The organism is Mycobacterium sp. E787, assembly GCF_001668725.1.
GTDB lineage: Bacteria > Actinomycetota > Actinomycetes > Mycobacteriales > Mycobacteriaceae > Mycobacterium.
Genome location: NZ_LZKL01000037.1, coordinates 129,954 through 154,730, shown reverse-complemented (window position 1 = coordinate 154,730; position 24,777 = coordinate 129,954). Strand labels below are relative to the sequence as shown.

At 67.8% G+C, this 24,777-nt stretch carries 28 protein-coding genes and 4 tRNA genes; 19 read left to right on the top strand and 13 right to left on the bottom strand.

All coding sequences use genetic code 11. The features are described 5' to 3' along the window. Positions 1 to 7 precede the first annotated feature (7 nt). On the bottom strand, positions 8 to 817 hold the full coding sequence (locus A5705_RS08285) for a methyltransferase domain-containing protein (protein WP_068276726.1): 810 nt from the start codon (positions 815 to 817) through the stop codon (positions 8 to 10). A 61-nt stretch (positions 818 to 878) separates the two neighbouring features. Continuing rightward, entirely contained in the window at positions 879 to 1,571 is a 693-nt protein-coding gene (locus A5705_RS08280; protein ID WP_067883693.1) for a M15 family metallopeptidase, read from the bottom strand. A gap of 317 nt (positions 1,572 to 1,888) precedes the next feature. Here A5705_RS08280 and A5705_RS08275 point away from each other — a divergent pair, with 317 nt between their 5' ends. Together A5705_RS08275 and A5705_RS08270 are read left to right on the top strand one after the other, a co-directional pair. After that, positions 1,889 to 2,341, top strand: a complete 453-nt coding sequence (locus A5705_RS08275; RefSeq protein ID WP_067883725.1) for a tautomerase family protein — start codon at positions 1,889 to 1,891, stop codon at positions 2,339 to 2,341. Between the two features lie 94 nt (positions 2,342 to 2,435). Further along, positions 2,436 to 4,130, top strand: a complete 1,695-nt coding sequence (locus A5705_RS08270) for a PE-PPE domain-containing protein (protein ID WP_068276723.1) — start codon at positions 2,436 to 2,438, stop codon at positions 4,128 to 4,130. Positions 4,131 to 4,139: 9 nt separating this feature from the next. On the opposite strand, the gene A5705_RS08265 is transcribed toward A5705_RS08270, so the two are convergent. From A5705_RS08265 to A5705_RS08255, 3 genes are all read right to left on the bottom strand, one after another. After that, positions 4,140 to 4,216: transfer RNA gene (locus A5705_RS08265), tRNA-Phe, on the bottom strand. Positions 4,217 to 4,241: 25 nt separating this feature from the next. Then, a tRNA-Asp gene (locus tag A5705_RS08260) sits at positions 4,242 to 4,318 on the bottom strand. 31 nt (positions 4,319 to 4,349) lie between these two features. Then, positions 4,350 to 4,422: transfer RNA gene (locus tag A5705_RS08255), tRNA-Glu, on the bottom strand. 135 nt (positions 4,423 to 4,557) lie between these two features. Here A5705_RS08255 and A5705_RS08250 point away from each other — a divergent pair. Next, positions 4,558 to 4,630: transfer RNA gene (locus A5705_RS08250), tRNA-Lys, on the top strand. Positions 4,631 to 4,781: 151 nt separating this feature from the next. Beyond that, the gene (locus A5705_RS08245; protein WP_067883691.1) at positions 4,782 to 5,591 is read left to right on the top strand and encodes a TIGR04255 family protein; all 810 of its coding nucleotides are present in this window, start codon (positions 4,782 to 4,784) and stop codon (positions 5,589 to 5,591) included. Here A5705_RS08245 and A5705_RS08240 read toward each other — a convergent pair. Next, positions 5,581 to 6,489, bottom strand: coding sequence for a class I SAM-dependent methyltransferase (locus A5705_RS08240; RefSeq protein ID WP_068276720.1), 909 nt, complete (start codon positions 6,487 to 6,489; stop codon positions 5,581 to 5,583). The genes A5705_RS08245 and A5705_RS08240 overlap by 11 nt on opposite strands. Before the next feature lie 88 nt (positions 6,490 to 6,577). Between A5705_RS08240 and A5705_RS08235 the strand changes: the two genes are divergently transcribed. The 3 genes from A5705_RS08235 to A5705_RS29140 are packed head-to-tail and all read left to right on the top strand — an operon-like array spanning position 6,578 to position 7,770. Then, positions 6,578 to 7,078: a nucleoside deaminase gene (locus tag A5705_RS08235; RefSeq protein ID WP_068276717.1), complete on the top strand. Its 501-nt coding sequence runs from the start codon at positions 6,578 to 6,580 to the stop codon at positions 7,076 to 7,078. A 36-nt stretch (positions 7,079 to 7,114) separates the two neighbouring features. Next, positions 7,115 to 7,525: a metalloregulator ArsR/SmtB family transcription factor gene (locus A5705_RS08230; protein ID WP_067883688.1), complete on the top strand. Its 411-nt coding sequence runs from the start codon at positions 7,115 to 7,117 to the stop codon at positions 7,523 to 7,525. A gap of 41 nt (positions 7,526 to 7,566) precedes the next feature. Then, positions 7,567 to 7,770, top strand: coding sequence for a zinc transporter Slc39a7 (locus A5705_RS29140; protein ID WP_082956362.1), 204 nt, complete (start codon positions 7,567 to 7,569; stop codon positions 7,768 to 7,770). A 16-nt stretch (positions 7,771 to 7,786) separates the two neighbouring features. On the opposite strand, the gene A5705_RS08225 is transcribed toward A5705_RS29140, so the two are convergent. Next, a complete protein-coding gene (locus tag A5705_RS08225) occupies positions 7,787 to 8,797 on the bottom strand; it encodes an oxygenase MpaB family protein (protein ID WP_082956361.1) in 1,011 nt (336 codons plus the stop codon). A gap of 67 nt (positions 8,798 to 8,864) precedes the next feature. Here A5705_RS08225 and A5705_RS08220 point away from each other — a divergent pair, with 67 nt between their 5' ends. From A5705_RS08220 to phoU, 5 genes are all read left to right on the top strand, one after another. Continuing rightward, positions 8,865 to 9,479 (top strand): TetR/AcrR family transcriptional regulator, encoded by a 615-nt coding sequence (locus A5705_RS08220; RefSeq protein WP_067883687.1) that lies wholly within the window; start codon positions 8,865 to 8,867, stop codon positions 9,477 to 9,479. Between the two features lie 165 nt (positions 9,480 to 9,644). Beyond that, positions 9,645 to 10,661 (top strand): acyl-ACP desaturase, encoded by a 1,017-nt coding sequence (locus tag A5705_RS08215; protein ID WP_067883686.1) that lies wholly within the window; start codon positions 9,645 to 9,647, stop codon positions 10,659 to 10,661. Between the two features lie 18 nt (positions 10,662 to 10,679). After that, positions 10,680 to 11,813: a tRNA dihydrouridine synthase DusB gene (gene dusB / locus A5705_RS08210; protein WP_067883685.1), complete on the top strand. Its 1,134-nt coding sequence runs from the start codon at positions 10,680 to 10,682 to the stop codon at positions 11,811 to 11,813. Between the two features lie 158 nt (positions 11,814 to 11,971). Beyond that, the gene (locus A5705_RS08205) at positions 11,972 to 14,008 is read left to right on the top strand and encodes an LCP family protein (protein WP_067883684.1); all 2,037 of its coding nucleotides are present in this window, start codon (positions 11,972 to 11,974) and stop codon (positions 14,006 to 14,008) included. Between the two features lie 58 nt (positions 14,009 to 14,066). Next, positions 14,067 to 14,723, top strand: coding sequence for a phosphate signaling complex protein PhoU (gene phoU / locus A5705_RS08200; RefSeq protein ID WP_067883683.1), 657 nt, complete (start codon positions 14,067 to 14,069; stop codon positions 14,721 to 14,723). 30 nt (positions 14,724 to 14,753) lie between these two features. On the opposite strand, the gene pstB is transcribed toward phoU, so the two are convergent. From pstB to A5705_RS08170, 6 genes are all read right to left on the bottom strand, one after another. Then, positions 14,754 to 15,530, bottom strand: a complete 777-nt coding sequence (pstB, locus tag A5705_RS08195; RefSeq protein WP_067883682.1) for a phosphate ABC transporter ATP-binding protein PstB — start codon at positions 15,528 to 15,530, stop codon at positions 14,754 to 14,756. Between the two features lie 11 nt (positions 15,531 to 15,541). Then, positions 15,542 to 16,468 (bottom strand): phosphate ABC transporter permease PstA, encoded by a 927-nt coding sequence (gene pstA, locus A5705_RS08190; protein ID WP_067883681.1) that lies wholly within the window; start codon positions 16,466 to 16,468, stop codon positions 15,542 to 15,544. Beyond that, entirely contained in the window at positions 16,465 to 17,517 is a 1,053-nt protein-coding gene (gene pstC / locus A5705_RS08185) for a phosphate ABC transporter permease subunit PstC (protein ID WP_067883680.1), read from the bottom strand. Before pstC ends, pstA begins: the two co-directional genes overlap by 4 nt. Positions 17,518 to 17,561: 44 nt before the next feature. Beyond that, positions 17,562 to 18,686 (bottom strand): phosphate ABC transporter substrate-binding protein PstS, encoded by a 1,125-nt coding sequence (pstS, locus tag A5705_RS08180; RefSeq protein ID WP_067883679.1) that lies wholly within the window; start codon positions 18,684 to 18,686, stop codon positions 17,562 to 17,564. Between the two features lie 152 nt (positions 18,687 to 18,838). Then, entirely contained in the window at positions 18,839 to 19,762 is a 924-nt protein-coding gene (mshD, locus tag A5705_RS08175) for a mycothiol synthase (protein ID WP_067883678.1), read from the bottom strand. Then, positions 19,759 to 20,535: a response regulator transcription factor gene (locus A5705_RS08170; protein WP_067883677.1), complete on the bottom strand. Its 777-nt coding sequence runs from the start codon at positions 20,533 to 20,535 to the stop codon at positions 19,759 to 19,761. Before A5705_RS08170 ends, mshD begins: the two co-directional genes overlap by 4 nt. 176 nt (positions 20,536 to 20,711) lie before the next feature. Between A5705_RS08170 and lmeA the strand changes: the two genes are divergently transcribed. The 7 genes from lmeA to A5705_RS08140 all read left to right on the top strand — a co-directional run bounded on the left by lmeA (position 20,712) and on the right by A5705_RS08140 (position 24,614). Further along, on the top strand, positions 20,712 to 21,524 hold the full coding sequence (lmeA, locus tag A5705_RS08165; protein WP_068276714.1) for a mannan chain length control protein LmeA: 813 nt from the start codon (positions 20,712 to 20,714) through the stop codon (positions 21,522 to 21,524). Then, on the top strand, positions 21,521 to 21,949 hold the full coding sequence (locus A5705_RS08160; RefSeq protein WP_067883675.1) for a thioredoxin family protein: 429 nt from the start codon (positions 21,521 to 21,523) through the stop codon (positions 21,947 to 21,949). The genes lmeA and A5705_RS08160 overlap by 4 nt, the downstream gene beginning before the upstream one ends. Positions 21,950 to 21,977: 28 nt before the next feature. After that, on the top strand, positions 21,978 to 22,067 hold the full coding sequence (locus A5705_RS29135; RefSeq protein WP_369803391.1) for an Ms5788A family Cys-rich leader peptide: 90 nt from the start codon (positions 21,978 to 21,980) through the stop codon (positions 22,065 to 22,067). Between the two features lie 104 nt (positions 22,068 to 22,171). Further along, positions 22,172 to 22,636, top strand: coding sequence for a DUF4395 domain-containing protein (locus tag A5705_RS08155; RefSeq protein ID WP_067883674.1), 465 nt, complete (start codon positions 22,172 to 22,174; stop codon positions 22,634 to 22,636). Between the two features lie 34 nt (positions 22,637 to 22,670). Continuing rightward, the gene (locus tag A5705_RS08150; protein ID WP_067883673.1) at positions 22,671 to 23,504 is read left to right on the top strand and encodes a sulfurtransferase; all 834 of its coding nucleotides are present in this window, start codon (positions 22,671 to 22,673) and stop codon (positions 23,502 to 23,504) included. A 1-nt stretch (position 23,505) separates the two neighbouring features. Next, the gene (locus A5705_RS08145; RefSeq protein ID WP_067883672.1) at positions 23,506 to 23,808 is read left to right on the top strand and encodes a DUF1416 domain-containing protein; all 303 of its coding nucleotides are present in this window, start codon (positions 23,506 to 23,508) and stop codon (positions 23,806 to 23,808) included. A gap of 143 nt (positions 23,809 to 23,951) precedes the next feature. Continuing rightward, on the top strand, positions 23,952 to 24,614 hold the full coding sequence (locus A5705_RS08140; protein ID WP_067883671.1) for an FABP family protein: 663 nt from the start codon (positions 23,952 to 23,954) through the stop codon (positions 24,612 to 24,614). Positions 24,615 to 24,777 lie beyond the last annotated feature (163 nt).

The following is a 24,777-nucleotide window of genomic DNA, read 5'->3' as shown; positions in this document are numbered from 1 at the left end:
TGTCGCCCTACGCTCGGCAGAGAATTTCGCCGTGGGGCATGGACAGCCAGCCGTCCCGGGCCGCCGCCCACGCCCGCCACGCCGCCGCAACCTCCTCGAGCTGGTCAGGAGTGGCCAGCCCCAGGGTCAGCAGGTCGCGGGCCACATTCGAATGCAGGATCCGGTCGGCCCACATGCCGCCCCACCAGTCGCGGGTTTCGGGCGTCGCGTAGCACCAGACGCTGCCCGTCGGCGTGACGTCGTCGAACCCGGCCGCCAGCGCCCACGACAGCAACCGCCGGCCGGCATCCGGTTCGCCGCCGTTGGCGCGGTGCACCTTGCCGTAGAGATCGAGCCATAGGTCCAGCCCGGGGATCCGCGGAAACCAGATGAAGCCGGCGTAGTCGGCGTCGCGGGCCGCGACGATTCCGCCGGGCCGGCACACGCGGCGCATCTCGCCCAGCGCCCGGACCGGATCGGCCACGTGCTGCAGAACCTGGTGCGCGTGGACGACATCGAAGGTGTCGTCGGGAAACTCGAGCCGGTGCACGTCGGCGGTCGCGAACGCGACGTTGGAGAGCTTGCGGCGCTCGATCTCGGCGCGGGCCACCTCGAGGACGTCGGTGGATTGGTCGACGGCCAGCACCGTTCCCGGCGCCACCCGCTCGGCGAGGTCGGCGGTGATCGTGCCGGGGCCGCAGCCGATGTCGAGCACCGACAACCCCGGCTTCAGGTGCGGCAGCAGGTAGGCCGCGGAGTCCTGCGCCGTGCGCCGCTGGTGGCTGCGCAGCACCGACTCGTGGTGCCCGTGCGTGTACTTGGCCGGCGGTGCGTTCATGACCCGAAGCTTAACCGGCTGACTCATGATATGAAACCGCTGTCTCGAAATATGAGAACAGCTAGTCCACCGGGACGTTGAGGATCGGTCGGTCGACGCCCGCACCCGGGCCGTCGAAATGCCACCACTCCCCCGAATACGGCGACAGCCCGCCGTACTTCATGGCGTCCCGCAGCCGTGCGCGGTTCGCCTGCGCGTCGACGCCGACGCCCTGCGTCGCGTATGCCGTTGCGCGCGAGGAGAAATCGTCGAAGTCGGTGCCCATGTCGGCCAGGCACAGCCCGTCGACTTGCCGCTCCGCCGAGCACTGCTCCTGCACGCTGGTGAACGTCACGTCCACCGAGCGCCCGGACTCGTGACTGTGCGCATACGGGCCGGGCCGGGCCACCCAGGCGGGATTCGGAACCGCGTTGAACAACGCGACCTGCACGTCGTGCGGCCGGTAGCAGTCCCAGAAGACCAGCACGTGGCCCTGGGGCCGCAGCGCCGTCGCGGCCGTCGCCAGCCCGGGAGCCATCGACTGATGGACCAGGCATCGGGCGTCGGAGGGATACAGCTGCGTGTGGGTGAAGTTGTTGGTCGTCGCGTAGCGCAGGTTGATGACGGCGTCGGGGACTACGGTGCGGACGTCGACGAATCCTGCCGCGCGCGCCGCGTCGCTGACCGGCGGCACGTCGGGACCGGCCTGCGCGGTGGCGGCGCCGACGAGCGCTCCGGTGAGCAGGAGCGGAGACAACAGCCGGAGGCGACGCATTCGATCATTGTCGCGGTGCGCCGGGTGGGATCACACGAGCCACACCAGCCACGGCAACAGTTTCTATGACTTGTTCCGTAAAGCGGTATCACCGGCGCTACCACTTTGTGGAGCGGTGACGACGCCATTGATGGACCGCGAGGCGTCATCTATCGTCCGAGTAGCCGATCGACTAGCCACTGGCCGGCGGCCCGAAGGAGCGACCACGATGCCGGTCTCGGAGTGGACGTCGTGCACCACGCGATCAATTCGGTTCCGCCGCGGTCGATGTGGGCGATCCCAATATGTCGCTGCAATTCCGGAACGAGGGTTTTGCCATGCCGATGATTGACTTGACGTTCGTGCGCGGCTCGCTGGCCGAAGAAGTGTTGAGCCGGCTGGCCGACGAGTTGGTGACCGTGCTCCTGCGCGCCGAACGCGCCCCGGACACAACGTTTTTGCGTGACAACACGTGGGTGTACCTGCATCCGATCGAGGCGGGCGAGCTCTCGGTGGGTGGCCGCGGCCCGGGCGCGCCGCGGTTCAGGGTCGACCTGACGGTCTTCCAGGGAGCGCTCGACCGGCACCGCAAAGAACGGCTCGTCGCCGACGTGCAGGACGCGGTGTGCGGCGCGGCGGGAATCGAGCCGCAGGGCTCCCGCGCGTTTCACGTGTGGACGCTGATCCATGAGATCCCCGAGGGCGACTGGGCCGGTGGCGGGAGGATCATCTACTACCAGCAGGTGAAAGGGATTGTGGCCGAGGATATGCCCGACGAACGTCTCGCCTGAAGGAGCGTTCGGCCGAAGGGGCCGCCCACCCCCGGTAGATCGCATTATGCTGGCCGGGAGCAGGTGGGGATGCTCGTCGTGAGGGGGAGACCGGATGCAGTACGTGCTAGCGCAGCCCCGGGTGATGGTGACCGCGGCCGCGGATGTGGCCGCGATCGGATCGGCGATCGACGAGGCCGGTGCGGCCGCGGCGGGCAGGACGACCGGTGTGGCGGCGGCCGCCGCCGACGAGATATCCGCCGCGGTCGCCAATCTGTTCAGCGCATACGGCCAACAGTGCCGGGCGCTGATCGGGCGGGCGGCGGCGCTGCACGGCGAATTCGCCCAAGCGCTGGCGGCGGCCGGCAACGCCTACGCCAACACCGAGGCCGCCGGCGTGGCCGCGCTCGCCGCGAACGGCGGTTCCACGACCGCGGCCCTGCAGAGCGCGGCGGACCCGCCCGTCACCTTCGTCCTGGGCGGCAGCGGAATGCCGTTCCCTCCGCCGGACTTCGTGACCAACGTCGTCAGCAAGTATGTCGCCCCCAATTTCCCCGTGGGCCTCGTCCAAGCCCTGTTCATGCCGGCGGGAGAATATCCGGACAGCGGCATCAAGGACCTGATGCAGAACATTTCGATAGCCCGCGGCGTCACGGCCCTGAACAACGCAATACAACAGCAACTTACGGCCGGAAATACCATCAACGTATTGGGCTACTCGCAGGGCGCCAACATCGCCGCGCTGGAAATGCAGTTTCTGGACCCCGCCGGCACGCCCAGCAATCTACCGATAAACTTTGTGCTGCTTGGCAATTCGATGAACCCCAACGGCGGCTGGGACGCGCGCTTTCCTGGTCTGAGCCTGCCGACGCTGGGCTTTTCGACCCTCGGCCCGATGCCGACCAACGACTTCCTGACCAAGGTCTACACAATCGAGTACGACGGCTGGGCCGACTTCCCGCAATACCCGATCGACGTCTTCTCCGACTTGAATGCGCTCGCGGGCATGGTGACTGTGCACACGAGCTACGACACCCTCAGTTCCAGCCAGATCAATTCGGCGGTCACATTGCCGACGCAGGGTGCCACCCAGACCACCTTCTACATGATTCCCAACCCGAACCTGCCGCTGTTGGATCCGGTGCGGTTCATCCCGTACATCGGGAACCCGATCGCGGATTTGGTGCAACCGGTTTTGACGCCCCTGGTCAACTGGGGCTACGGCAACCCGGACTTCGGCTGGTCCACCGGGCCGGCCAACGTGACGACCCCGTTCGGATTCCTGCCGCCGCTCAGCGACACCACCGCCCTGGGGCCCGCGCTGGTCAGCGGGATGCACCAGGGAATCGGCGCCGCGATCGCCGACTTCTCCGCCGAGGGACCCCCGCAGTTGCCGTCGCTGCAGGGCGTAACCGGGGCGCTGACGTCACTGACGTCGGGGCCGGGGACACTGGCGCTGCCCGCGGGGCCTCCCACGGTGACAGACCTCCTCATGGGCTTGGAGGCGGCCAACACCCAGATCGTCGGCACCGGGACGACGGCGTTCTCGACCGCCTACTCGACGCTGCTACCGACGGCAGATATCACGACGGCCGCCCTGGTCTCCCTGCCGTCGTACGACGTCAACCTGTTCCTCAACGGGATCACCCAGATGGTCAACGGCCAGCCCCTCGGCGGGCTGATCAACGCGTTCGGCTACCCCGTCGCCGCCGACGTCGGATTGCTCCCGATGCTGGGCGGTTTGGAAGTCGCGGTCCTCGGGGAGGCGGGTTATTCGATCCTGACGGGCGCGCCGTACGGGAGTTTCTGATCGTTCTGGTGGTGGCCAGGGGCGGGATCGAACCGCCGACCTTCCGCTTTTCAGGCGGACGCTCGTACCGACTGAGCTACCTGGCCGGAAGGCATGACTGCCTCGCCGTGCTGGCGACCCTGACGGGACTCGAACCCGCGACCTCCGCCGTGACAGGGCGGCGCGCTAACCAACTGCGCCACAGGGCCTCGCTATCGCTCCGCGTCATTGCGTCGCGCGTACCCCCAACGGGATTCGAACCCGTGCTACCGCCGTGAAAGGGCGGCGTCCTAGGCCACTAGACGATGGGGGCCAGAACCGAATCACTTCGGGGGCACTCGCAACGCAGTTACCGTTGGGAGCCACGTCAGCTTAGGTCACCGCAGGCCCAATCCTCAAACGAGCGCCGGTCGGGCGGTGTTCCGAACGCAGTATCCTGAACCTTCGCGCCCCTATAGCTCAGTTGGTAGAGCTACGGACTTTTAATCCGCAGGTCCTAGGTTCGAGTCCTAGTGGGGGCACCGAAGATGGCCCTGAAAATGGACGTTACCTCCCGAAACGGCGTCGGCACGGCCGCACCGTCGGCCGGAGTCGCCCTGCCCGACCCGGTGCGTTACGCGCGCCGGCCATCGCACGGTGTGGCCCTCGTTCGGCCACGGAACGGCTTGGCTTATGCTTCGGACTGTGAGTGTCGATGCGGCCTACCCCAACGCGCCCGTAGCCCTGGTAACCATGGAAATCCGTCACCCGGCAACGGATTCCCTGACCGATGCCTCGGCCAGCGAGCTCAGACGCCTGCTCGCGGACCTGCTGCCCATCGAACGCCAGGCTCAGGACGTGGCGTGGGCGATGGGCGCCGGCGGGAGTCCGCAACCGACCGCCGAGCGCTTCGTCCGTTACGTCAACCGGGATAACACCGTTGCCGCCTCGATGAAGACACAGGCGGTGGTCGTCGAGACCACCGCGTACACCAACTTCGAGTCGCTGGTCGACTTGGTGATGCGGGTCATCGACGCCCGCTCGCAGTTTTCGCCCATCGTCGGGGTGGAGCGCCTCGGCCTGCGCTACGTCCTCGAGATCCGGGTGCCCCAGGGCGTGGACGGCCGTATCGAATGGGCCAACTGGATCGCCGAGCCGTTGCTCGGCCCGCAACGCATCGCCCCCGCCGGCCTGACCCTGACCGAATGGCAGGGCGCCGCGGTCTACCGCGAGGCGAACCCCGGCAAGTCGATGATCGTGCGCTACGGCCCGGGCGTGGGCCAGGCGCTGGACGCCAGCTACCACCTGCGCCGGACGATGCCGGCCGCACAGGGACCGTTCTTCCTGATGGACATCGACAGCTTCTGGACTCCCCTCGGATCCATCCCCGAATACGACCGGAACGCGGTGCTGGCGACTTTCCAGGACCTCTACGACCCGGCCCGCACCGTGTTTCAGGAGATGCTCACCAACCGCCTGAAGGACGACCTGCTCAGCCGGTAAGCCCGGCGAACACAGCGCTGCTGTAGGTCACGTCGGCGAAGGCTTGGGCGATGTCGTCGTCGGGATAGAGGAAGCCGTTGGCTGCGTGCAACTCCTTGACGGTTTGCGACGACGTCCGCCAGCCCCGCTTGTTCAGATAGTCGAGGATGTGGCTGCGCCGGCCGTGATAGACGAGGTCGTTCAAGTCGATCTCGAACCCGAGTTCGCTCATCCGGTCATGGTGTGCGCGCCAGCGCTCGTCGGCGAAAACCGCGGTGTCGGGGACGAATTCGAAGGCCAGGCGGCTGCCCGGGGCGCTCAGCGCGGTGATGTGGTCGAACAGGGCGTCCTGGGCTTCGTCGGGCAGATAGACCAATAGGCCCTCGGCACTCCACGCCGCCGGCGCGTCCGCATCGAAGCCCGCCTGCTGCAGGGCGGCGGCCCAGTCGTCGCGCAGGTCGATGGCGACGGTGCGCCGCTCGGCGGTCGGCTCCGCGCCCAGGTCGCGCAGCGTCTCCGTCTTGAACTCGATCACCTCCGGCATGTCGACCTCGTAGACGACGGTGCCCGCGGGCCATGGCAGGCGGTACGCGCGCGCGTCAAGTCCCGACGCGAGGATGACCACCTGGCTGACGCCACCGCGTGCCGCGTCGAGAAAGAACCGGTCGTAAAACCTGGTGCGGCAAGCCATCCCGCGCGCCATCCGGCGCGGGTCGAACTCGGATTCGCCGCCGACCGGAATCTGGCCGTTCACCAACCGGACGTAGACGTCGATGCCCACCGCACGCACCAACGGGGCCGCGTAGGGATCCTCGATCAACTTTTCCTCGCTGGACAGCGCCCGCTGCGCGGCGACCATGGTGGCCGTCGCTCCGACACTGGTCGCCAAATCCCAACGATCACGATCGGTGCGCGCCATGGTGGTCCCTCATCCCGAGCCGAAAATATAGACTGTCTAGTTACTAGCACAGCGCGAGCTGCCGACCCGCGGCGCTACCCTCCGAGTTGTGACCGACTTCGCCCAGCGCACGATCGAATTGGCCCGCCAAAACGTCGCCGCGGGCGGTCGCCCGTTCGCGACGGTGATCGTCAGGGACGGCGACGTCCTCGCCGAGAGCGCCAACCAGGTGGCCCAGACGAACGATCCGACGGCACATGCGGAAATCCTGGCCATCCGCGAGGCGTGCCGGAAACTGGGCACCGAGCACCTGGTCGACAGCACCATCTACGTGCTGGCCCACCCGTGCCCGATGTGCCTGGGCTCGCTGTACTACTGCTCTCCCAGGGAAGTCGTCTTCCTCACCACCCGGGAGTCCTCCGAGCAGTACTACCTCGATGACCGCAAGTACTTTGAGGTTTCCACGTTCTACGACGAATTCGCCAAGCCCTGGGACCGCCGTCGTCTCCCGATGCGCTACGAGCCCCACCAGGCGGCCGTAAAGGTGTACCGGCTGTGGAACGAACGCAACGGCGGTCGGCGCGCATCGACCGTCGTACCCCCGGGTTGACTCAGCGGCATCGCCGCGCAGGGCTACTATTTGCGTATGCATGCAGATAATGGCGAAAGCCGCTTGCCCGACGACCAGGCAGGTCTCGTCGTCGAGGTTTTCCGGATGCTGGCCGACGCCACCCGCGTGCAAGTGCTCTGGTCGCTGAGGCATCGCGAGATGTCGGTCAACGAACTCGCCGAGCACGTGGGAAAGCCTGCGCCGTCGGTTTCCCAGCACCTGGCAAAGCTGCGGATGGCACGACTGGTGCGCACGCGCCGGGACGGAACCAGCATCTTCTACAGCCTGGAGAACGACCACGTCCGGCAGCTGGTCATCGACGCGGTCTGCAACGCCGAGCACGCCGGCCCCGGGGTTCCCCGTCATCACCGCGGCGAGAGCGATTTGAGGATGGCCGCCGGGTCGGGGTCGGGCAGGGGCGCGCGATCCCGTCGCGGTCAAGCCTGATCACTTGGAGCACAACACATTTCACGTCGAAAGGCGACACGATGACCGATCAGCACAGCTATGCGGCACCACACGCGCACGAACACCACCACGGCGACAGGGCCCACTCACACGCGCACACCACCCACCAGCACGACCATCTCAGGCACGAGCACCCGCATGCCCATGACGACGGAACCGAGCACACGCACCAGCACGTGCACCAGTCCGACCTCGAGGGCGCGCACAATCACGCCCACGGTTAGGGTGCTCCGCGCGGCCTCAGCGCACCTGCGGGCAATAGTGTTTCGGATTGTCGCGCTCGTCCAGCGGCGGCAGGTTGCGCGCAGGCGTTTGCACCAGCGGTGCGTCCGACGGGATCCGGCCGGCGACGCGGTCCCAACCGGCGCGTGCTCGGGGATGTTTACGGTATCGCCTTGGCACGCAAGCGAAGACGCCACGGACGAGGTCGCCGAAACGCCGGTGCAGCCACTCGTCGCGACGCGACCACGTGTAACCCATCAGGTCGCGCACCGGCGGATCGTAGAGACCGACGGTGAGCCACACAAAGAAGGGGGCCAGCAGCCTGCGCTGGGCGGCCCACAGCGGGTCCGGAAGCCATTGGGCGAAAGGCGGTTTGGGCAGCTCGGTCAGGTCGAGGACCGCGCGGGCAGCCCAGTTGTCCTCTAAGACGTTGCGGCACATGTGGTCCCAGTACACCTTGAAGTCCTCCCAGGACGCCGGCACCGGTCGCATGCTCATGCCGTACATGCGATACCACTCGACGTGCTCGTCGAAGAGCCGGCGCCGCTGCGCCTCGGTCAGACCCCCGCAAAACCGCTCGGCCACATGGATGGTGCCGACGAAGAAGGTGGCGTGGGCCCAGTAGAAGACGTCGGGATTCAGCGCGTGGTAGCGCCGGCCCTGTTCGTCGACGCCCTTGATGTCGGTGTGGTACTCGCGCACCTCGGCGCCGGTGACCGGGGCGCGCTCGCCGTCGAACACGACGCCGCCGATCGGGTACAGCGAGCGCAGCAGACGGGGCCACCGCTCCCGGAAGAAGGTGGAGTGGTCGATGACCGCCGCACCCAGTTGCGGATGCATGTTCTGCATGGACCCCGCCCACGGACCTTGCAACATGCCGCGCCAGTCCCCGAAGTAGCGCCAAGTCAGGGATTCGGGGCCGAGCGGTACCGGCGGAGCCTCGTAGCCCAGCGGCGACACCGGGCAGCCGTCGGCCAGGCCGTCGGAGCCGCTGGTCAGCGAGCGGGGTGCGGACGTATGTTGGGTCACTATTGGATTCCTGTAAGTTTCGACAAGTTTGACTACACGTGTTGTCAATTTAAAGCTTAGGAGCGATGTGCAGACCGGTCAACGACGGGGCCGTTGGACCGGCGTCCCCCTAGAGAGCCGACACGCCCTCCGTCGCGACAATCTCATCACCGCCGGCGTGCAGTTGCTCGGCAGCGATCGCGGTCCCGCGCTGACCGTGCGTGCGGTGTGCCGCAAGGCCGCGCTCACCGAACGCTACTTCTACGAAAGCTTCTCCGACCGTGACGAATTCGTGCGCGCCGTCTACGACGATGTCTGCACGAAAGCGATGAACACCCTCACCTCGGCGAAGACGCCGCGCGAGGCCGTCGAACAATTCGTCGAGCTGATGGTCGACGACCCCGTGCGCGGTCGGGTGCTGCTGCTGGCGCCCGCGGTGGAGCCGATATTGACCCAGTCCGGCGCGGAGTGGATGCCCAACTTCATCGATCTGCTGCAGCGCAAGCTGTCCCGGATCGGCGATTCGGTGCTGCAGAAAATGATCGCCACCAGCCTGGTCGGCGGCCTGACGAGCCTGTTCACCGCCTACCTCAACGGCCAGCTCGGGGCCAGCCGCAAGCAGTTCATCGACTACTGCGTCAACATGCTGTTCGCGGCGGCGGCGCCGTATGTGACCCCGGCCGAGCAAGCGAAATTCGAGTAGCGGTGCCCGGCCGCACCGCGCCGGCCAGCCCTGAGAAGCGGGGTTTCACACACCGGCGGTTTCACCTGACAAAAGGCGACGGCGCGCGGGCTGGAGAAACTTGATGCTACCGGCGGGCACAGATATATTGACTGCAACCCGTAGACACAGATAACTGGAGGGACTATGTCAGCCCAGCTGACCGACCGACAGCTGCTGCACGAGCTGGAGCCGGTGGTCGAGAAGTACCTCAATCGGCATCTGAGCGTGCACAAGCCCTGGAACCCGCACGACTACATCCCGTGGTCGGACGGTAAGAACTATTACGCTCTCGGCGGGCAGGACTGGCACCCCGAGCAGAGCAAACTTTCCGACGTCGCCCAGGTGGCGATGGTGCAGAACCTCGTCACCGAGGACAACCTGCCGTCGTACCACCGCGAGATCGCGATGAACATGGGCATGGACGGGGCCTGGGGGCAGTGGGTCAACCGCTGGACCGCCGAGGAGAACCGGCACGGCATCGCGCTGCGCGACTACCTGGTGGTGACCCGCGCGGTCGATCCGGTCGAACTGGAAAAGCTGCGCATCGAGGTGGTCAACCGGGGCTTCAGCCCGGGCCAGAACCACCAGGGTGAGTACTTCGCGGACACCCTTTGCCACTCCGTCCTCTACGTCAGCTTTCAGGAACTAGCCACCCGGATTTCGCACCGCAACACCGGCAAGGCCTGTAACGACCCCGTCGCCGAGCAGCTGATGGCGAAGATCTCGGCCGACGAGAACCTGCACATGATCTTCTACCGCGATGTCAGCGAGGCCGCGTTCGATCTCGTCCCCAACCAGGCGATGCAGGCGTTACACCTGATTCTCAGCCACTTCCAGATGCCCGGCTTCCAGGTGCCCGAGTTCAGGCGCAAAGCCGTGGTCATCGCAATGGGCGGCGTCTACGACCCGCGCATCCACCTCGACGAGGTCGTCATGCCGGTGCTGAAGAAATGGCGCATCTTCGAGCGCAACGACTTCACCGGAGAGGCAGCAAAGCTGCGCGATGAGCTCGGCGTGCTGGTCAAGGAGCTCGAGGCGTCCTGCGACAGGTTCGAGGTGTCCAAGCAGCGTCAACTGGACCGGGAAGCACGCACCGGCAAGAGGACCACCGCCTACGAGTTGCACAAGACCGCGGGCAAGCTGGCGATGAGCCGCCGGTAGTCCGGCTCGGGACACCAAGTGCGCATCGGTCCGATCACGCTCGCCAGCCCCGTCGTGCTGGCCCCGATGGCCGGCGTGACCAACGTCGCGTTCCGCACGCTGTGCCGTGAGATCGAGGAGGCCAGGGCGGGAACCGTCAGCGGCCTCTACGTCTGCGAGATGGTGACCGCGCGGGCGCTCGTCGAGCGGCATCCGGTCACCATGCACATGACGACGTTCGCGCCCGACGAGTCGCCGCGCTCGTTGCAGCTCTACACCGTCGACCCGGCGACGACCTACGCGGCCGCCAGGATGATCGCGGACGAGAACCTCGCCGACCACATCGACATGAACTTCGGCTGCCCGGTGCCCAAGGTCACCAAGCGCGGCGGCGGGGCGGCGCTGCCGTTCAAGCGGCGGCTGTTCGGCCAGATCGTCGCCGCGGCCGTGCGGGCCACCGAGGGCACCGGAATACCGGTGACCGTCAAGTTCCGCATCGGCATCGACGACGAACACCACACGCACCTGGACGCCGGCCGTATCGCGGAGGCCGAGGGGGCCGCCGCGGTCGCGCTGCACGCCCGCACGGCGGCGCAGCGTTATTCCGGCACCGCCGACTGGGAACAGATTGCGCGGCTCAAGCAGCGGGTGGGGACGATCCCGGTGCTCGGCAACGGCGACATCTACGACGCCAGCGACGCGCTGGCGATGATGGCCAGCACCGGATGCGACGGCGTGGTCATCGGCCGCGGCTGCCTGGGCCGGCCGTGGCTGTTCGCCGAGCTGTCGGCCGCCTTCACCGGCAGGCCGGCGCCGACCCCGCCCACGCTGGGGCAGGTCGCCGACATCGTGCGCCGGCACGGCCGGCTGCTGGCCGCGCATTTCGGCGAGGACAAGGGCATGCGCGACATCCGCAAGCACATTGCCTGGTATCTGCACGGCTTTCCCGCCGGATCCGAACTGCGCCGCGCGCTGGCGATGGTCAGGACCCTGGATGAACTCGACGCGCTGCTCGACCGGTTGGACCGGGCGGTGCCGTTCCCCGACGCCGCGACCGGCCCCCGCGGCCGGCAGGGCTCGCCGGCCCGCGTGGCCCTTCCCGAAGGCTGGCTGACCGACCCGGACGACTGCACAGTGCCGGCCGGAGCGGACGTCATGCATTCGGGTGGCTGAGCCTTAACACTCTCGAAATCGCATCGACGCGGATAACTCAGTACGATGTGGACCTTGCTGCATTGCGCTTCGGTGGGGGACCGTTCGGTGCCGCTGCAGGAGCGCCTCGAGATTGCGCAAGAGCACCTGTAACGCCGAGCTTCGGAGGCCGATAGGACATGAGTGATGGCGGCACTGACGCCACTCTTGACCATCGGCGCACCCCGCAGGCCATGCCCGGCTCCGCCCCGTGGGAACGGTTCGCCGAGCCGCCGGCCCGTCGCGGCGTTCACCGGTGGCAGGCCGAACCGGCCGTGATCGAGCCCGCCATCGCCGAGGCCGAGCAGGCCGGTTGCCACGCCGACGGCGGCCTCACCGTCGCCGATTTGATCGCCAAGGTGGGGGCCCCGACCGCCGCCCGGCCCAGCCACCATCGCGCCGCAGCAGACGAAGAGCCGCCGGACTCGGTACCGGGCCTGCCGGTCGAGTTGCAGGACACGCAGGTGATCCCGGCCTATTCGCTCGACGCCACCGCGGAGCTGCCCGACCTCGAAGCCGCCAACTATCCGAACGACGACGAATTCGACGCCGCTGAACCCGCGGCGCCGACGCGCGCGCCCAAGACGCGCGAGCCCAGGCCGAGGCCCCGCCGGCGGCCGATACTCCTCGCCGCGCGCTCGGCGGCGGCGTTTTCCGCCGTGCTGGCGCTGGTCCTGACCGGTGGCGCGTGGCAATGGAGCGCGTCGAAGAACAACCGCCTCAACATCGTCAGCGCGCTCGACCCGAACTCGAGCGACATCCGAGATCCCGGCGGGCAGTACGGCGACGAAGACTTCCTGATCGTCGGCATCGACTCGCGCGCCGGGGAAAACGCGGACATGGGCGCCGGCACCACCGACGACGCCGATGGCGCGCGATCGGACACGGTCATGCTGGTCAACATCCCGGCGAACCGTAAGCGCGTCGTCGCGGTGTCGTTCCCCCGCGACCTGGCGATCACCCCGATCCAATGCGAGGCCTACAACCCCGACACCGGCAAGTACGGGCCCATCTACGACGAGAAGAAGGGGACCTGGGGCCCTAAGACGGTCTACACCGAGACCAAGCTGAACTCCGCTTACGCGTTCGGCGGCCCGAAGTGTCTGGTCAAGGAGATCCAGAAGCTGTCCGGCCTGAGCATCAACCGGTTCATCGCGGTCGACTTCGCCGGCTTCGCCAAAATGGTCGACGCCCTCGGCGGCGTCGAAGTCTGCAGCCGCACCCCGCTGCACGACTACGAACTGGGTACGGTCCTCGACCACGCGGGACGCCAGGTCCTCGACGGCGCAACCGCGCTGAACTATGTGCGGGCCCGCCAGGTGACAACCGAGACCAACGGTGACTACGGCCGCATCAAACGCCAGCAGTTGTTCTTGTCGTCGCTGTTGCGATCGCTGATCTCCGAGGACACGTTGCTCGACCTCAACAAGCTCAACAACGTCGTCAACATGTTCATCAGCCTGACCACCGTCGACAACGTCAAGACCAAAGACCTGGTGCAGCTGGGTCAGTCGTTGCAGGGCATGGCGGCCGGGCACATGACGTTCGTCACCGTGCCGACCGGCGTCACCGACCAGAACGGCGATGAGCCGCCGCGGATGGCGGACATGCGGGCGCTCTTCGACGCCATCATCAACGACGATCCGCTGCCCGAGGAAAACGACCAAAACGCCAAACCGTTGGGCGGGACGTCGGCAACCTCGACGCCGACGAAGGCGCCCACCACCAAGAAAACGCCGACGCCGACGCCCGAGGCCCAGCACCAACAGGTGACGACCACGTCGCCGCAAGAGGTCACGGTGCGGGTGTCCAACGCGACGACGCAGAGCGGCCTGGCGGCCACCGCGACCAAACAGCTGAAGAACAACGGCTTCAATGTGATGACGCCCGACGACTACCCGAGTTCGGTGAACACGACGACGGTCTTGTTCTCGCCCGGCAATGAACAGGCCGCCGCCACGGTGGCGTCCTCGTTCGCCAACGCGAAGGTCCAGCGGGTCTCGGGCTACGGGCAGGTCATTCAGGTGGTGCTGGGCCCGGACTTCAACTCCGTCGCCACTCCCGCGCCCACGGGCTCGTCGATCAGCATGCAGATCGAACGCGGTTCGGGCAACGCGCCGACACAGCTGCCCGACGACCTGACGGTGACCAACGCGGCCGACACCACCTGCGAGTAAAGAATTTTGGCGGGACGGCAGCACCCGTTTCCTGCGTCGAGAACGTAGGCTGGGCAGCATGCGGACGGCCTACCATGAGCAGCTCTCGGAGTTGTCCGAGCGCCTCGGCGAAATGTGCGGGCTGGCGGGGATCGCGATGGAGCGGGCAACCCAAGCCCTGCTGCAGGCCGATCTGGTGCTGGCCGAACAAGTGATTTCCGACCACGAAAAGATAGCGGCGCTCAGCGCGCAGGCCGAGGAAAGCGCCTTCGTGCTGCTGGCCCTGCAGGCGCCGGTCGCCGGCGACCTGCGGTCCATCGTCAGCGCCATCCAGATGGTGGCCGACATCGACCGGATGGGTGCGCTTGCGCTGCACGTCGCCAAAATCGCCCGCCGACGGCATCCCCAGCATGCGCTGCCCGAGGAAGTGAACGGGTATTTCGCCGAAATGGGCAGGGTCGCAGTCGAATTGGGCAACAGCGCGCAAGAGGTGGTGCTGTCCCGCGACCCGGAGAAGGCCGCCCAGATCGCCGAAGAAGACGACGCCATGGACGATTTGCACCGGCATTTGTTCTCGGTCCTGATGGACCGCGAATGGAAGAACGGCGTAGCGTGCGCCGTCGACGTGACCCTGCTGGGCCGGTTCTACGAGCGCTTCGCCGACCACGCCGTCGAAGTCGCGCGGCGCGTCATCTTCCAGGCGACCGGCGTCCTGCCCGAGGAAGACAAGCGGTAGGCCGCCCCGGCCTGCCGCCGACCGGCCGGGCTAGCCGAAGCGGCCCGAGATGTAGTCCTCGGTCGCCTTCTCGGTCGGGTTGGAGAAGATCTTCTCGGTGTCGTCGATCTCGATCAGCCGGCCGGGTTTTCCCGTCGCTTCCAGGTTGAAGAACGCCGTATGATCGCTCACCCGGGCGGCCTGCTGCATGTTGTGGGTGACGATGACGATGGTGTACTGCTGCTTCAGCTCGCTGATCAGGTCTTCGATCGCCAGCGTCGAGATCGGATCCAGCGCGGAGCAGGGCTCGTCCATCAGCAACACGTCGGGTTGCACGGCGATCGCCCGCGCGATGCACAACCGCTGCTGCTGCCCCCCGGACAGTCCACCGCCGGGCTTGTCCAGGCGATCCTTGACCTCATTCCAGAGATTCGCGCCGCGCAGTGAGTGCTCCGCCGTCTCGTCGAGCATCTTGCGGTTGCGCACCCCCTGCAGCTTCAGGCCGGCGACCACGTTGTCACGAATCGACATGGTGGGGAACGGGTTCGGCCGCTGGAACACCATGCCGATCGAGCGGCGCACCCCGACCGGGTCGACCCCCGGGGCGTAGATGTCCTGATCGTCGAGCAGCACGCTGCCCTCGACCCGGCCACCCGGGATCACCTCGTGCATCCGGTTGAGCGTGCGCAGCACGGTCGTCTTGCCGCAGCCCGACGAACCGATGAACGCGGTCACGCTGCGGGGCAGGATCGACATCGTCACATCGGCGACCGCTTTGAACGACCCGTAGTAGATGTTGACGGATTTGAGGTCCAACCGCTTGGCCACTGATCTCCTGACTACGCCTTCTTGGGGGCCTTCTTGGGGGCATACCTTCTCGCGATCACCCTGGCCCCGACATTGATGACCGCGATCACCAGGATGAGGGTTAACGCCGCACCCCACAACCGATCCGTGGGCGCCGGGCTGATGCCCGCCCCCGCCGCTGTCTGGTTATACATCATGCCGGGCAGCGACCCCATGAACCCGCGGAAAACGTTGAAGTTCATCGACTGTGCATAACCGACCAGGATCAGCAGCGGCGCCGTCTCGCCCATCACCCTTGCCACCGCCAGCATGATCCCGGTGACGATGCCGGACAGCCCCGTGGGAATGACCACGCTGGCGATCGTCTTCCACTTCGGGATCCCCAGCGCGTAGCTGGCCTCACGGAGGTCGATCGGAACGATTCGCAGCATCTCCTCGGTGGCGCGCACGATCACCGGAACCATCAGGATGACGAGGGCCAACGACACCGCGAACCCCGACCGGGGCAGCCCAAGCGTCGCCACCCACAGCGAGTAGACGAACAACGCCGCCACGACCGAGGGCACCCCCGACAGGATGTCCACCATGAACGACGCGAGCCTGCCCAGGGGGGTGCCGCCGCCGTACTCGACGAGGTAGATCGCCACCAGGATGCCGATCGGGACCGAGATGACGGCGCATACCAGGCCCAACAGCACCGTGCCGACGATCGCGTGGTAGGCGCCGCCGCCCGCCACGAACGTCGTCATGCCCGCCTGGGAATGCGTCCACCACGCGGTGGAGGTGATCACCTTGAACCCCTTGGCAACAACCGAGTAGAGCACCAGCAGCAGCGGTGTCACCGCGATCGCCACCGACAACGTCACCAGCGCGGTCGCCAGGTTGTTCGCCAGCCGACGACGCCGGCCGAGCTCCGAGAAGCCCCGCGTCTTGAGCGGACGGTCCAACATCGAGGTCATCGGCCGGCCCGTCCGCTGCGTGCGCCGACGCCCCTGGTGGCGCCGCGCGCCAGGGCGTCGACGAGGAAGGTGAGCAGGAACAGGACCAGTCCCGCCGCGATATAGGCGCCCGCCTTGTACCGGTCGTCGAGTTCCGAGGCGGTGGCCGCGATCTTGGTCGCGAAGGTCGAGCCACCGTCGAACAGCGACCAACCGAACGCGGCCTGGGTGCCCCGCAGGATGATCAGCAGCGCGACCGTCTCGCCCAACGCACGACCCAGGCCCAGCATCGCGCCGCTGACGTACCCGGACAGACCGAACGGCAGCACGGTCGTCTTGATCACCTCCCAGCGCGTGGCGCCCAGGGCCAGCGCGGCCTCGATCTCTTCGTGCGGGGTTTGGACGAACACCTCGCGGGTGACGGCGGTGATGATCGGCAGGATCATCACCGCCAACACGATCCCGCCGGTGAAGACGGTGCCGCCCCCGGCGATCGACGCGTTGCCCGTGGCGAACAGGAAGCACCAGCCCAGGGTGTGATTCAGCCAGGTGGCGACCGGCCGCAGTTGCGGCGCCAGCACGTGCAGGCCCCACACGCCGTAGACGATCGAGGGAACCGCGGCCAGCAGGTCGACGGCGTAGGCCAGCGGTGCCGCGACCCGCCGTGGCGCGTACTGCGTGACGAACAGGGCGACGCCCAGGGCGATCGGCATGGCCAGCACCAGCGCGAACAGCGACACGAACACGGTGACCTGGAGCAGTTCGAAGATTCCGAAGTGCAGGGCCGAGCTGTCGGTGGTGACCCAGTTGCCGCCATAGCTGAAGAAGTTCTCTTGGTTGCGCTTCAGGGCCGGGATCGCGCGCAGCAGAAGGAAGCCGCCGATCGCGGCGATCAGGACGATGATCAGGACCCCGGAACCCCGCGCCAGCCAGCGGAAAAGCCTGTCGCCCGGGCGTGGCTGGGCGCGCCCCCACGGGCTGATCGGCACGACGGGCGACTCGGGAAAGGGCGCAGCGACGACCGCACCCGACCCCGCAGCGGATGGGTCTGGCCCTGAAGACACCGTCACGTCGGTCCCGCCACAGTTCTGCTGCCGCTCTGTGCGCCGACCGGTTACTGCATGGCGTTGATCGCGGTAACCAGTCGCTCCTTGACTTTATCGGGCAGCGGCACATAACCGGCGGACGCCAGACCGGCCTGCCCGCTGGTGGCGGCCACACCCAGGAACGACTTCACCGCCGCCGCCGTGTCCGTGTCGTAGCCCTTGGAGCACACGATCTCGTAGCTGGCCAGCACCAACGGGTAAGTATCCGGCCGCTGGGCGGCGTACATCGGGTCCAGATCGAGGACCAGATCGTTGCCGTCGGCCACGAAGCTGGCCGCCTGGATGGCCTTGCCGGCCGTGTCGTTGGTCAGCGGAACCACCCCATTTCCCGTGTCGATCAGGGCGTACGGCACACCGGCCTGGTCGGCGAACCCTTTCTCGACATAGCCGATCGCGCCCGCGGTGGTCCGCACGGCCTGAATCACGCCCGCGGACTTCGCGGCCCCCTCGCCGACGCCGCCCTGGAATTCCGTGCCCACCCCCCGGGTCCAGCTCTGGGGCGCCGCGGCCGTCAAGTACTTCTGGACGTTGTCGGTCGTTCCCGACGAATCGGCCCGGTAGATCGGCACGATCTTGGTGTCGGGGAGCGCCACGCCCGGATTGAGCGCAGCCAGGATCGGGTCGTTCCAGGTGACGATCCTGCCGCTGAACACCTTGGCCAGCGCGTCGCTGCTGAGGACCAACCGCGGCACGCCGGGCAGGTTGTAGACCAGCGCGACCGGACCGAAGACCAGTGGCAGGTCCCACGCCGGGTTGCCGTCGCAGCGTTTGGCGGCCGGGCCGATCTGGTCGGCGACGAGCGGCGAGTCGGATCCCGCGAAGTCGACGTGACCCGCGATGAACTGCTCGCGCCCGGCGCCCGACCCGGTCGGGTTGTACGCCACGGTCTTGCCCGGACAGGTTTGCCCCCACACCTGGTTGAACGACGACATCGCGTTTTGCTGGGCGGTCGAGCCCTCCGCCGTCAGCGCGTTCTTGCCGGCGCAGGCCGCCGTGCCGGCCAAACCGGAGATCGTGGCCGTCGGCGCGCCGCGGCGGTTGTCGTCACTGCCGCATGCGGTCGCCGCGGTGCCGCAGACCGCCAGGGCCAGCGCCACGACCGTCAGCGCCCCGGCCTTTCCGTCGAGCCTCACCGATCTCGCTTTCTGACGCACTCCCCCCGACGCATGCGGGCGCTGCCGGCGGTCTTCCCAGGGGAAGGTAGCCAAGCCGCCGCGAAAGTATTCGTCGGTGCAACCCACAGAAGCCGGTGGAAATGAATGCCGGGTGAACAATCGGCCGGCGGTCAGGCGGCGGGCAACCCGTAGGCGGTGTCCACGCTGTAGGTGCTGAAACCCAGGCCCTGGTAGGTCCGCAGCGCGGCGGCATTGTCGGACTCGACGTAAAGCATCACGGTGGGTTCGGCCGAATCGGCCAGCCGGCGTGCCAGCGACTGAATTCCGATGGCGGTCAACGTGTGCCCGAGCCTGCGGCCCTGGGCCGACGGGTCGACCCCCAGGACGTAGACCTCGCCGAGGCCCGGCTGATCGGGGTGCACCTTGGTCCAGTGGAAACCCAGTAGCCTGCCCGCCTGCTCGCTGTCGGGGGCGCCGAACGCCAGGAAAAGTCCCGCCGGGTCGAACCAGGGTTCGCTGCGCCGTTCCGCCAGATCGGCATCGGTCCACCCGCCCTGTTCGGGGTGCTCGGCGAACGCCGCGTTGTTGACGCGCAGCAGCTCCGCGTCATCGGCGGTCCCGCGGTAGGTGCGAACCTGCACCCCGACAAGGGGCGGCACCGGGTCGAGCGCGTCACGCAGCGACCGTCGCATCTGGACGAGTTCGCGCGCCGGGACCAGACCGAGCGCCGAGGCGGTCGCCCGGGCCGGCTCGAGGGTGCCGTGCGCCCAGAATTGGTTGCGGCCCGCGGTTTTGGCCATCGCCGCGCGTGCCATGGCGGCGCCGATCCCGCGCCGGCGGGCCTCGGGGTGCACCACGAATTCCGCCATGCCGGCGCCGCCGTCCCGCGGCGGGCTGAGATTCAGGTAACCCGCTATCGTGCCCGGTTCGGCCCCGGCGACCAGCAGATGTTCGGTGCGGTCGTGACCGAGTTCGCGCAGCACCTGCTCGCCGACGGGTGCCACCGCATCGAATTCGGTTGCGGCCGAGACAAGTTCGCGCACGCCCCGCTGCTCGGCGCCGGTCAGATCAGAACGCCAGGTCGGCGAGGTCACTGACTGCGCAGCGGGTCGCCCAGCGATTCCTCCAGATTCGCGGAATCGGGCTCCGCATCTCCGGCGGCTTCGTCGTCGGCGGGGCCCGCGATCGGAGCGCGGCCGCGGGCCGGCCGGACGGCCTTGTAACCGACGTTGCGCACGGTGCCGATCAACGCCTCGTATTCGGGGCCGAGCTTGGCCCGCAGCCGACGGACGTGCACGTCGACCGTGCGGGTGCCGCCGAAGAAGTCGTAGCCCCACACCTCGTGCAGCAACTGCGCCCGGGTGAACACCCGGCCGGCGTGCTGGGCGAGGTACTTGAGCAGCTCGAACTCCTTGTAGGTGAGGTCGAGCGGGCGACCCCGCAGCCTGGCGGTGTAGGTGCCCTCGTCGATGACCAGCTCACCCAGGCTGACCTTGCCCGCGCTTTCCTGGTCGGCCAGGCCGCCGCGGCGGCCGACCACCAACCGGAGCCGGGCGTCGATCTCGGCGGGCCCGGTGCTGGGCAGCAGGATCTCGTCGAGTCCCCAATCGGCGCTGACCGCCACCAGCCCGCCTTCGCTCACCACGGCCAGGACGGGCACCGACCGGCCCGCCGTGCTCAACAGCCGGCACAAGCCGCGCGCCGACGACAGGTCGGTGCGCGCGTCGACGAGCACCGCATCGGCGGTCCCGGCCTCCAGCAATGAGGATGGTTCTGGCGGCGCCGTCCGGACGGTGTGGGGAAGCAGCGACAACGACGGCAGCACCGGGTCGGGATGCAGCTCCGACGTCAGCAGTAATAGCTCCAACTAGCCCCTCCAGCTCGGGGGGAAGGCGTCTCCCAAATTCGTAACGCAACGACGCGTTAGTTGCCAGGTCATCTAACGATAACGTGCCACCTGCCATTTCGGCGTGGGGTATCGGCCAGTGTGAGCCCCGCCACCGGACGGTCGGCGGCGCGGCGGCCACGGCGTTACGGGACAATGTGCGGATGCGCAAGGTGCTGATCGGTGCGGCGGTGGCGGCGATCGCCGTGGCCGTACCGGTCGTCGGCGCCGTCGGCGTCGACTACGGGGCCAGCATCTACGCCGAATACCGCCTGTCAACCACGGTGCGCAAGGTGGCCAATCTGGGGTCCGACCCGTTCGTCGCCATCGTGGCGTTCCCCTTCATCCCCCAGGCGCTGCGCCACCACTACAACCAGGTGGAGATCAAGGCCAACGCCGTCGATCACGCGATGGTGGGCACGGCCACCCTCGAGGCCACGATGTATTCGGTCGACCTGACCCACGCGTCCTGGCTGATCGGACCCGACGCCAAGCTCCCGGTGGGCAGGCTGGAGAGCCGCATCATCATCGACTCGACGCACCTGGGCCGCTACCTGGGCATCAGCGACCTGATGGTCGAGGCACCGCCCAGGGAAACCAACACGGCCACCGGCGGCGTCACCGCGTCGGGCATCTCCGACAGCCACGGACTGGTGTTCAGCGGCACGCCCCACTCGGCCGGCTTCGAGCACCGGGTCAGCATCTCCGTGGACCTTTCCATCGCGCCTGACGACCCGGCGACGCTGGTGATCACGCCCACGGGTGTCCTGACCGGGCCCGACACCGCCGATCAAACCGTCCCGGACGACAAGCGCGATGCGGTGCTGCGCGCGTTCGGGACCAGGCTGCCCAATCAGCGGCTGCCGTTCGGGGTGGCGCCGACCTCCGAGGGCGCGCGCGGCTCCGACGTCATCATCGAAGGCGTCACCCGGGAAGTAACCGTCACCCTGGAAGGGTTCAAGCAGTCATGATGACCGTCCTCATCGCGACCGTCGCCGCCCTGTTGGTGGCGACCGTCGCAGGCTGGTGGCTGACAAGCAGGTCCGGAAGGATCCGCGAAGTTGCTCCCGACCCGGACGCGCGGCCAGCCGGCGCCGACCTGGCGCTCTCTCGCAGCGGGCCGACCATCGTGCATTTCAGCGCCCCATGGTGCGGGCCCTGCGATCGGGTGCGCCGGGTGGTCGGTCAGGTGTGCGCGGACATGGGCACCCCGGGATCTCCCATCGCCCACCTCGAGGTCGACCTGGACGCCGACCCGGGGACGGCACGGCGGTTTTCGGTGCTGTCGCTGCCCACCACGTTGATCTTCGACGTCGAGGGGCGACAGCGGTACCGGGCGTCGGGCGTGCCCAAGGCCGCCGAGCTGCGCTCGGTCCTGCAGCCTCTGTTGGCTTGAGCGCTACGTCATTGGGTAAGCTGACCGCGTGTCAACCCGCCTCGAGCCCACGCTCACCAAGCGCCGCGCAGTCGATCTGTGCCGCATCGCGGGTTGTTGTTGTCGCTGTAGCTGCTGAATAGCCGCGCTCTGCGCGCATTCGGAGCAACTTCGGAGCCTTGCTCGGGCCCCCAAGGCGTGCCTGAATCCCTTCCGCGCAGCCAGATTTCTAGGAGTAGTACCGTGCCGAGCAGCAACACCGCCCTCCTGCCCGACCGCGTCGACGTGCGCGGACCCAGGTTCGCCGCCTGGGTCACGTCCGCGGTCCTGGTGCTCACGCTTGCCGTATCCGCCGCCAGCCCGGCGGCGGCCGCAGTGATCCTCGGCGCGCAAGCCGTGATCTTCGCCGTCGGCGCCATCGGCGGTCCCCGCCGCCACCCCTACGGGCGGGTGTTCGCCCGCGCCGTGGCGCCGCGGCTGGGACCCGTCAAGGAGCGCGAACCGGTGGCGCCGCTGAAGTTCGCCCAGCTCGTCGGACTGATCTTCGCGGTCGCCGGCGTCGCGGGATTCGCTGCCGGGGCCTTTGTGGTCGGCGTCGTCGCCACCGCGGCCGCGCTGGTGGCGGCCTTCCTGAACGCCGCCTTCGGCATCTGCCTGGGTTGCCAGCTCTACCCGTTGGTCGCACGCTTCCGACCGACTCCCGCATAACTTCCCTCAGAAGCAATCGAAAGGAACACCCAACATGGCACGCTCCGACGTCCTGGTCTCCGCGGACTGGGCCGAGAGCAATCTCGATGCCGCGAACGTCGTCTTCGTCGAAGTGGACGAGGACGCCAGCGCTTACGACACCGGCCACATCGCCGGCGCGGTCAAGCTCGACTGGCGCACCGATCTGCAGGACCCCGTCAAGCGCGACTTCGTCGACGCGCAGCAATTCTCCAAGCTGCTGTCCGACCGCGGCATCTCCAACGACGACACCGTGGTCCTCTACGGCGGCAACAACAACTGGTTCGCCGCGTACGCCTACTGGTATTTCAAGCTGTACGGTCACGCCGACGTCAAGCTGCTCGACGGCGGCCGCAAGAAGTGGGAGCTGGACGGGCGCCCGTTGTCCACCGACACCGTCAACCGGCCGGCCACCTCCTACACCGCGGCCCCGCCGGACAACAGCATCCGCGCCTTCCGCGACGAGGTCATCGCCGCGATCAACGTCAAGAACCTGGTCGACGTGCGCTCCCCCGACGAGTTCTCGGGCAAGATCCTCGCGCCGGCGCATCTGCCGCAGGAGCAAAGCCAGCGGCCCGGGCACGTCCCGGGCGCGATCAACGTTCCGTGGAGCAGGGCCGCGAACGAGGACGGCACCTTCAAGTCGGACGAGGAGCTGGCCAAGCTGTACGCCGACGCCGGCTTGGACGGCACGAAGGAGACCATCGCGTACTGCCGGATCGGGGAACGCTCGTCGCACACCTGGTTCGTGCTGCGGGAATTACTCGGCCACCGAAACGTCAAGAACTACGACGGCAGTTGGACGGAATACGGCTCCCTGGTGGGTGCCCCGATCGAGTTGGGAAGCTGATATGTGCTCTGGACCGAAGCAAGGACTGACGTTGCCCGCCAGCGTCGATCTGGAGAAGGAAACGGTGATCACGGGCCGGGTCGTGGACGGCGCCGGCCAGGCGGTGGGTGGCGCGTTCGTCCGCCTGCTGGACTCCTCGGACGAGTTCACGGCCGAGGTGGTCGCGTCGGCCACCGGTGACTTCCGGTTCTTTGCCGCACCCGGGTCCTGGACGCTGCGCGCGCTGTCCCCGATCGGCAACGGCGACGCCGTGGTGGCGCCGTCCGGTGCGGGCATTCACGAGGTCGACGTCAAGATCGCCTGACGCACCGGCCGGTCTCGGGCCGACCGCGGGACGAATAGACTCGTCCCCGTGGTGCTGTTTTTCGAGATCATGCTGGTCGTCGCGGTCGTGGTCATCTCATGGTTCGCGCTGTACACCCTCTACCGGCTCATCACTGACGAGTCGTGACGTCCGACGAGGGCCCGGTCGGTCCCGCCGCTTCCGGTGACCGCGCCGTGGCGGCCGCCGCCGAACGCGCCAAAGTGACCGCCTCCCGCAACATCCCGTCTTTCGACGATTTGCCGGTGCCCGCCGACACCGCGAACCTGCGCGAAGGAGCCAACCTCAACGACGCGCTGCTGGCCCTGCTGCCGCTCGTCGGGGTGTGGCGTGGCGAGGGCGAGGGCCGCGGGCCCGACGGCGACTACCGGTTCGGCCAGCAGATCGTGGTCTCGCACGACGGTGGCGACTATCTGAATTGGGAAGCTCGGTCCTGGCGGCTCGACGAGACCGGAGGGTACCGCGAACCCGGCCTCCGCGAGACAGGCTTCTGGCGCTTCGTCAGCGATCCCGACGACGATCCCACCGAGTCGCAGGCCATCGAATTGTTGCTGGCCCATTCGGCCGGCTACATCGAGCTGTTCTACGGGCGGCCCCGGACGCAGTCGTCGTGGGAGCTGGTGACCGATGCCCTGGCCCGCAGCCGGTCGGGCCTGCTGGTCGGCGGCGCCAAGCGGCTCTACGGGATCGTCGAGGGCGGCGATCTGGCCTACGTCGAGGAGCGGGTCGACGCCGACGGCGGCCTGGTGCCCCATCTTTCGGCGCGGCTGTCACGATTCGCGGGATAGCGGCCCGCCCAGGGGCCCCTGACATGGAGCGGCCCCCGAGCGAATGTCCGGTTGGACAGACCGGAACTCGGGGGCCGGGTGGCTACGTGGGATTCGCCAGCGCGTTGAACGCCGGCTCTTCCGAGCCAGTGCAGCTAGCGCGTAGCCACCTCACATGTCCATG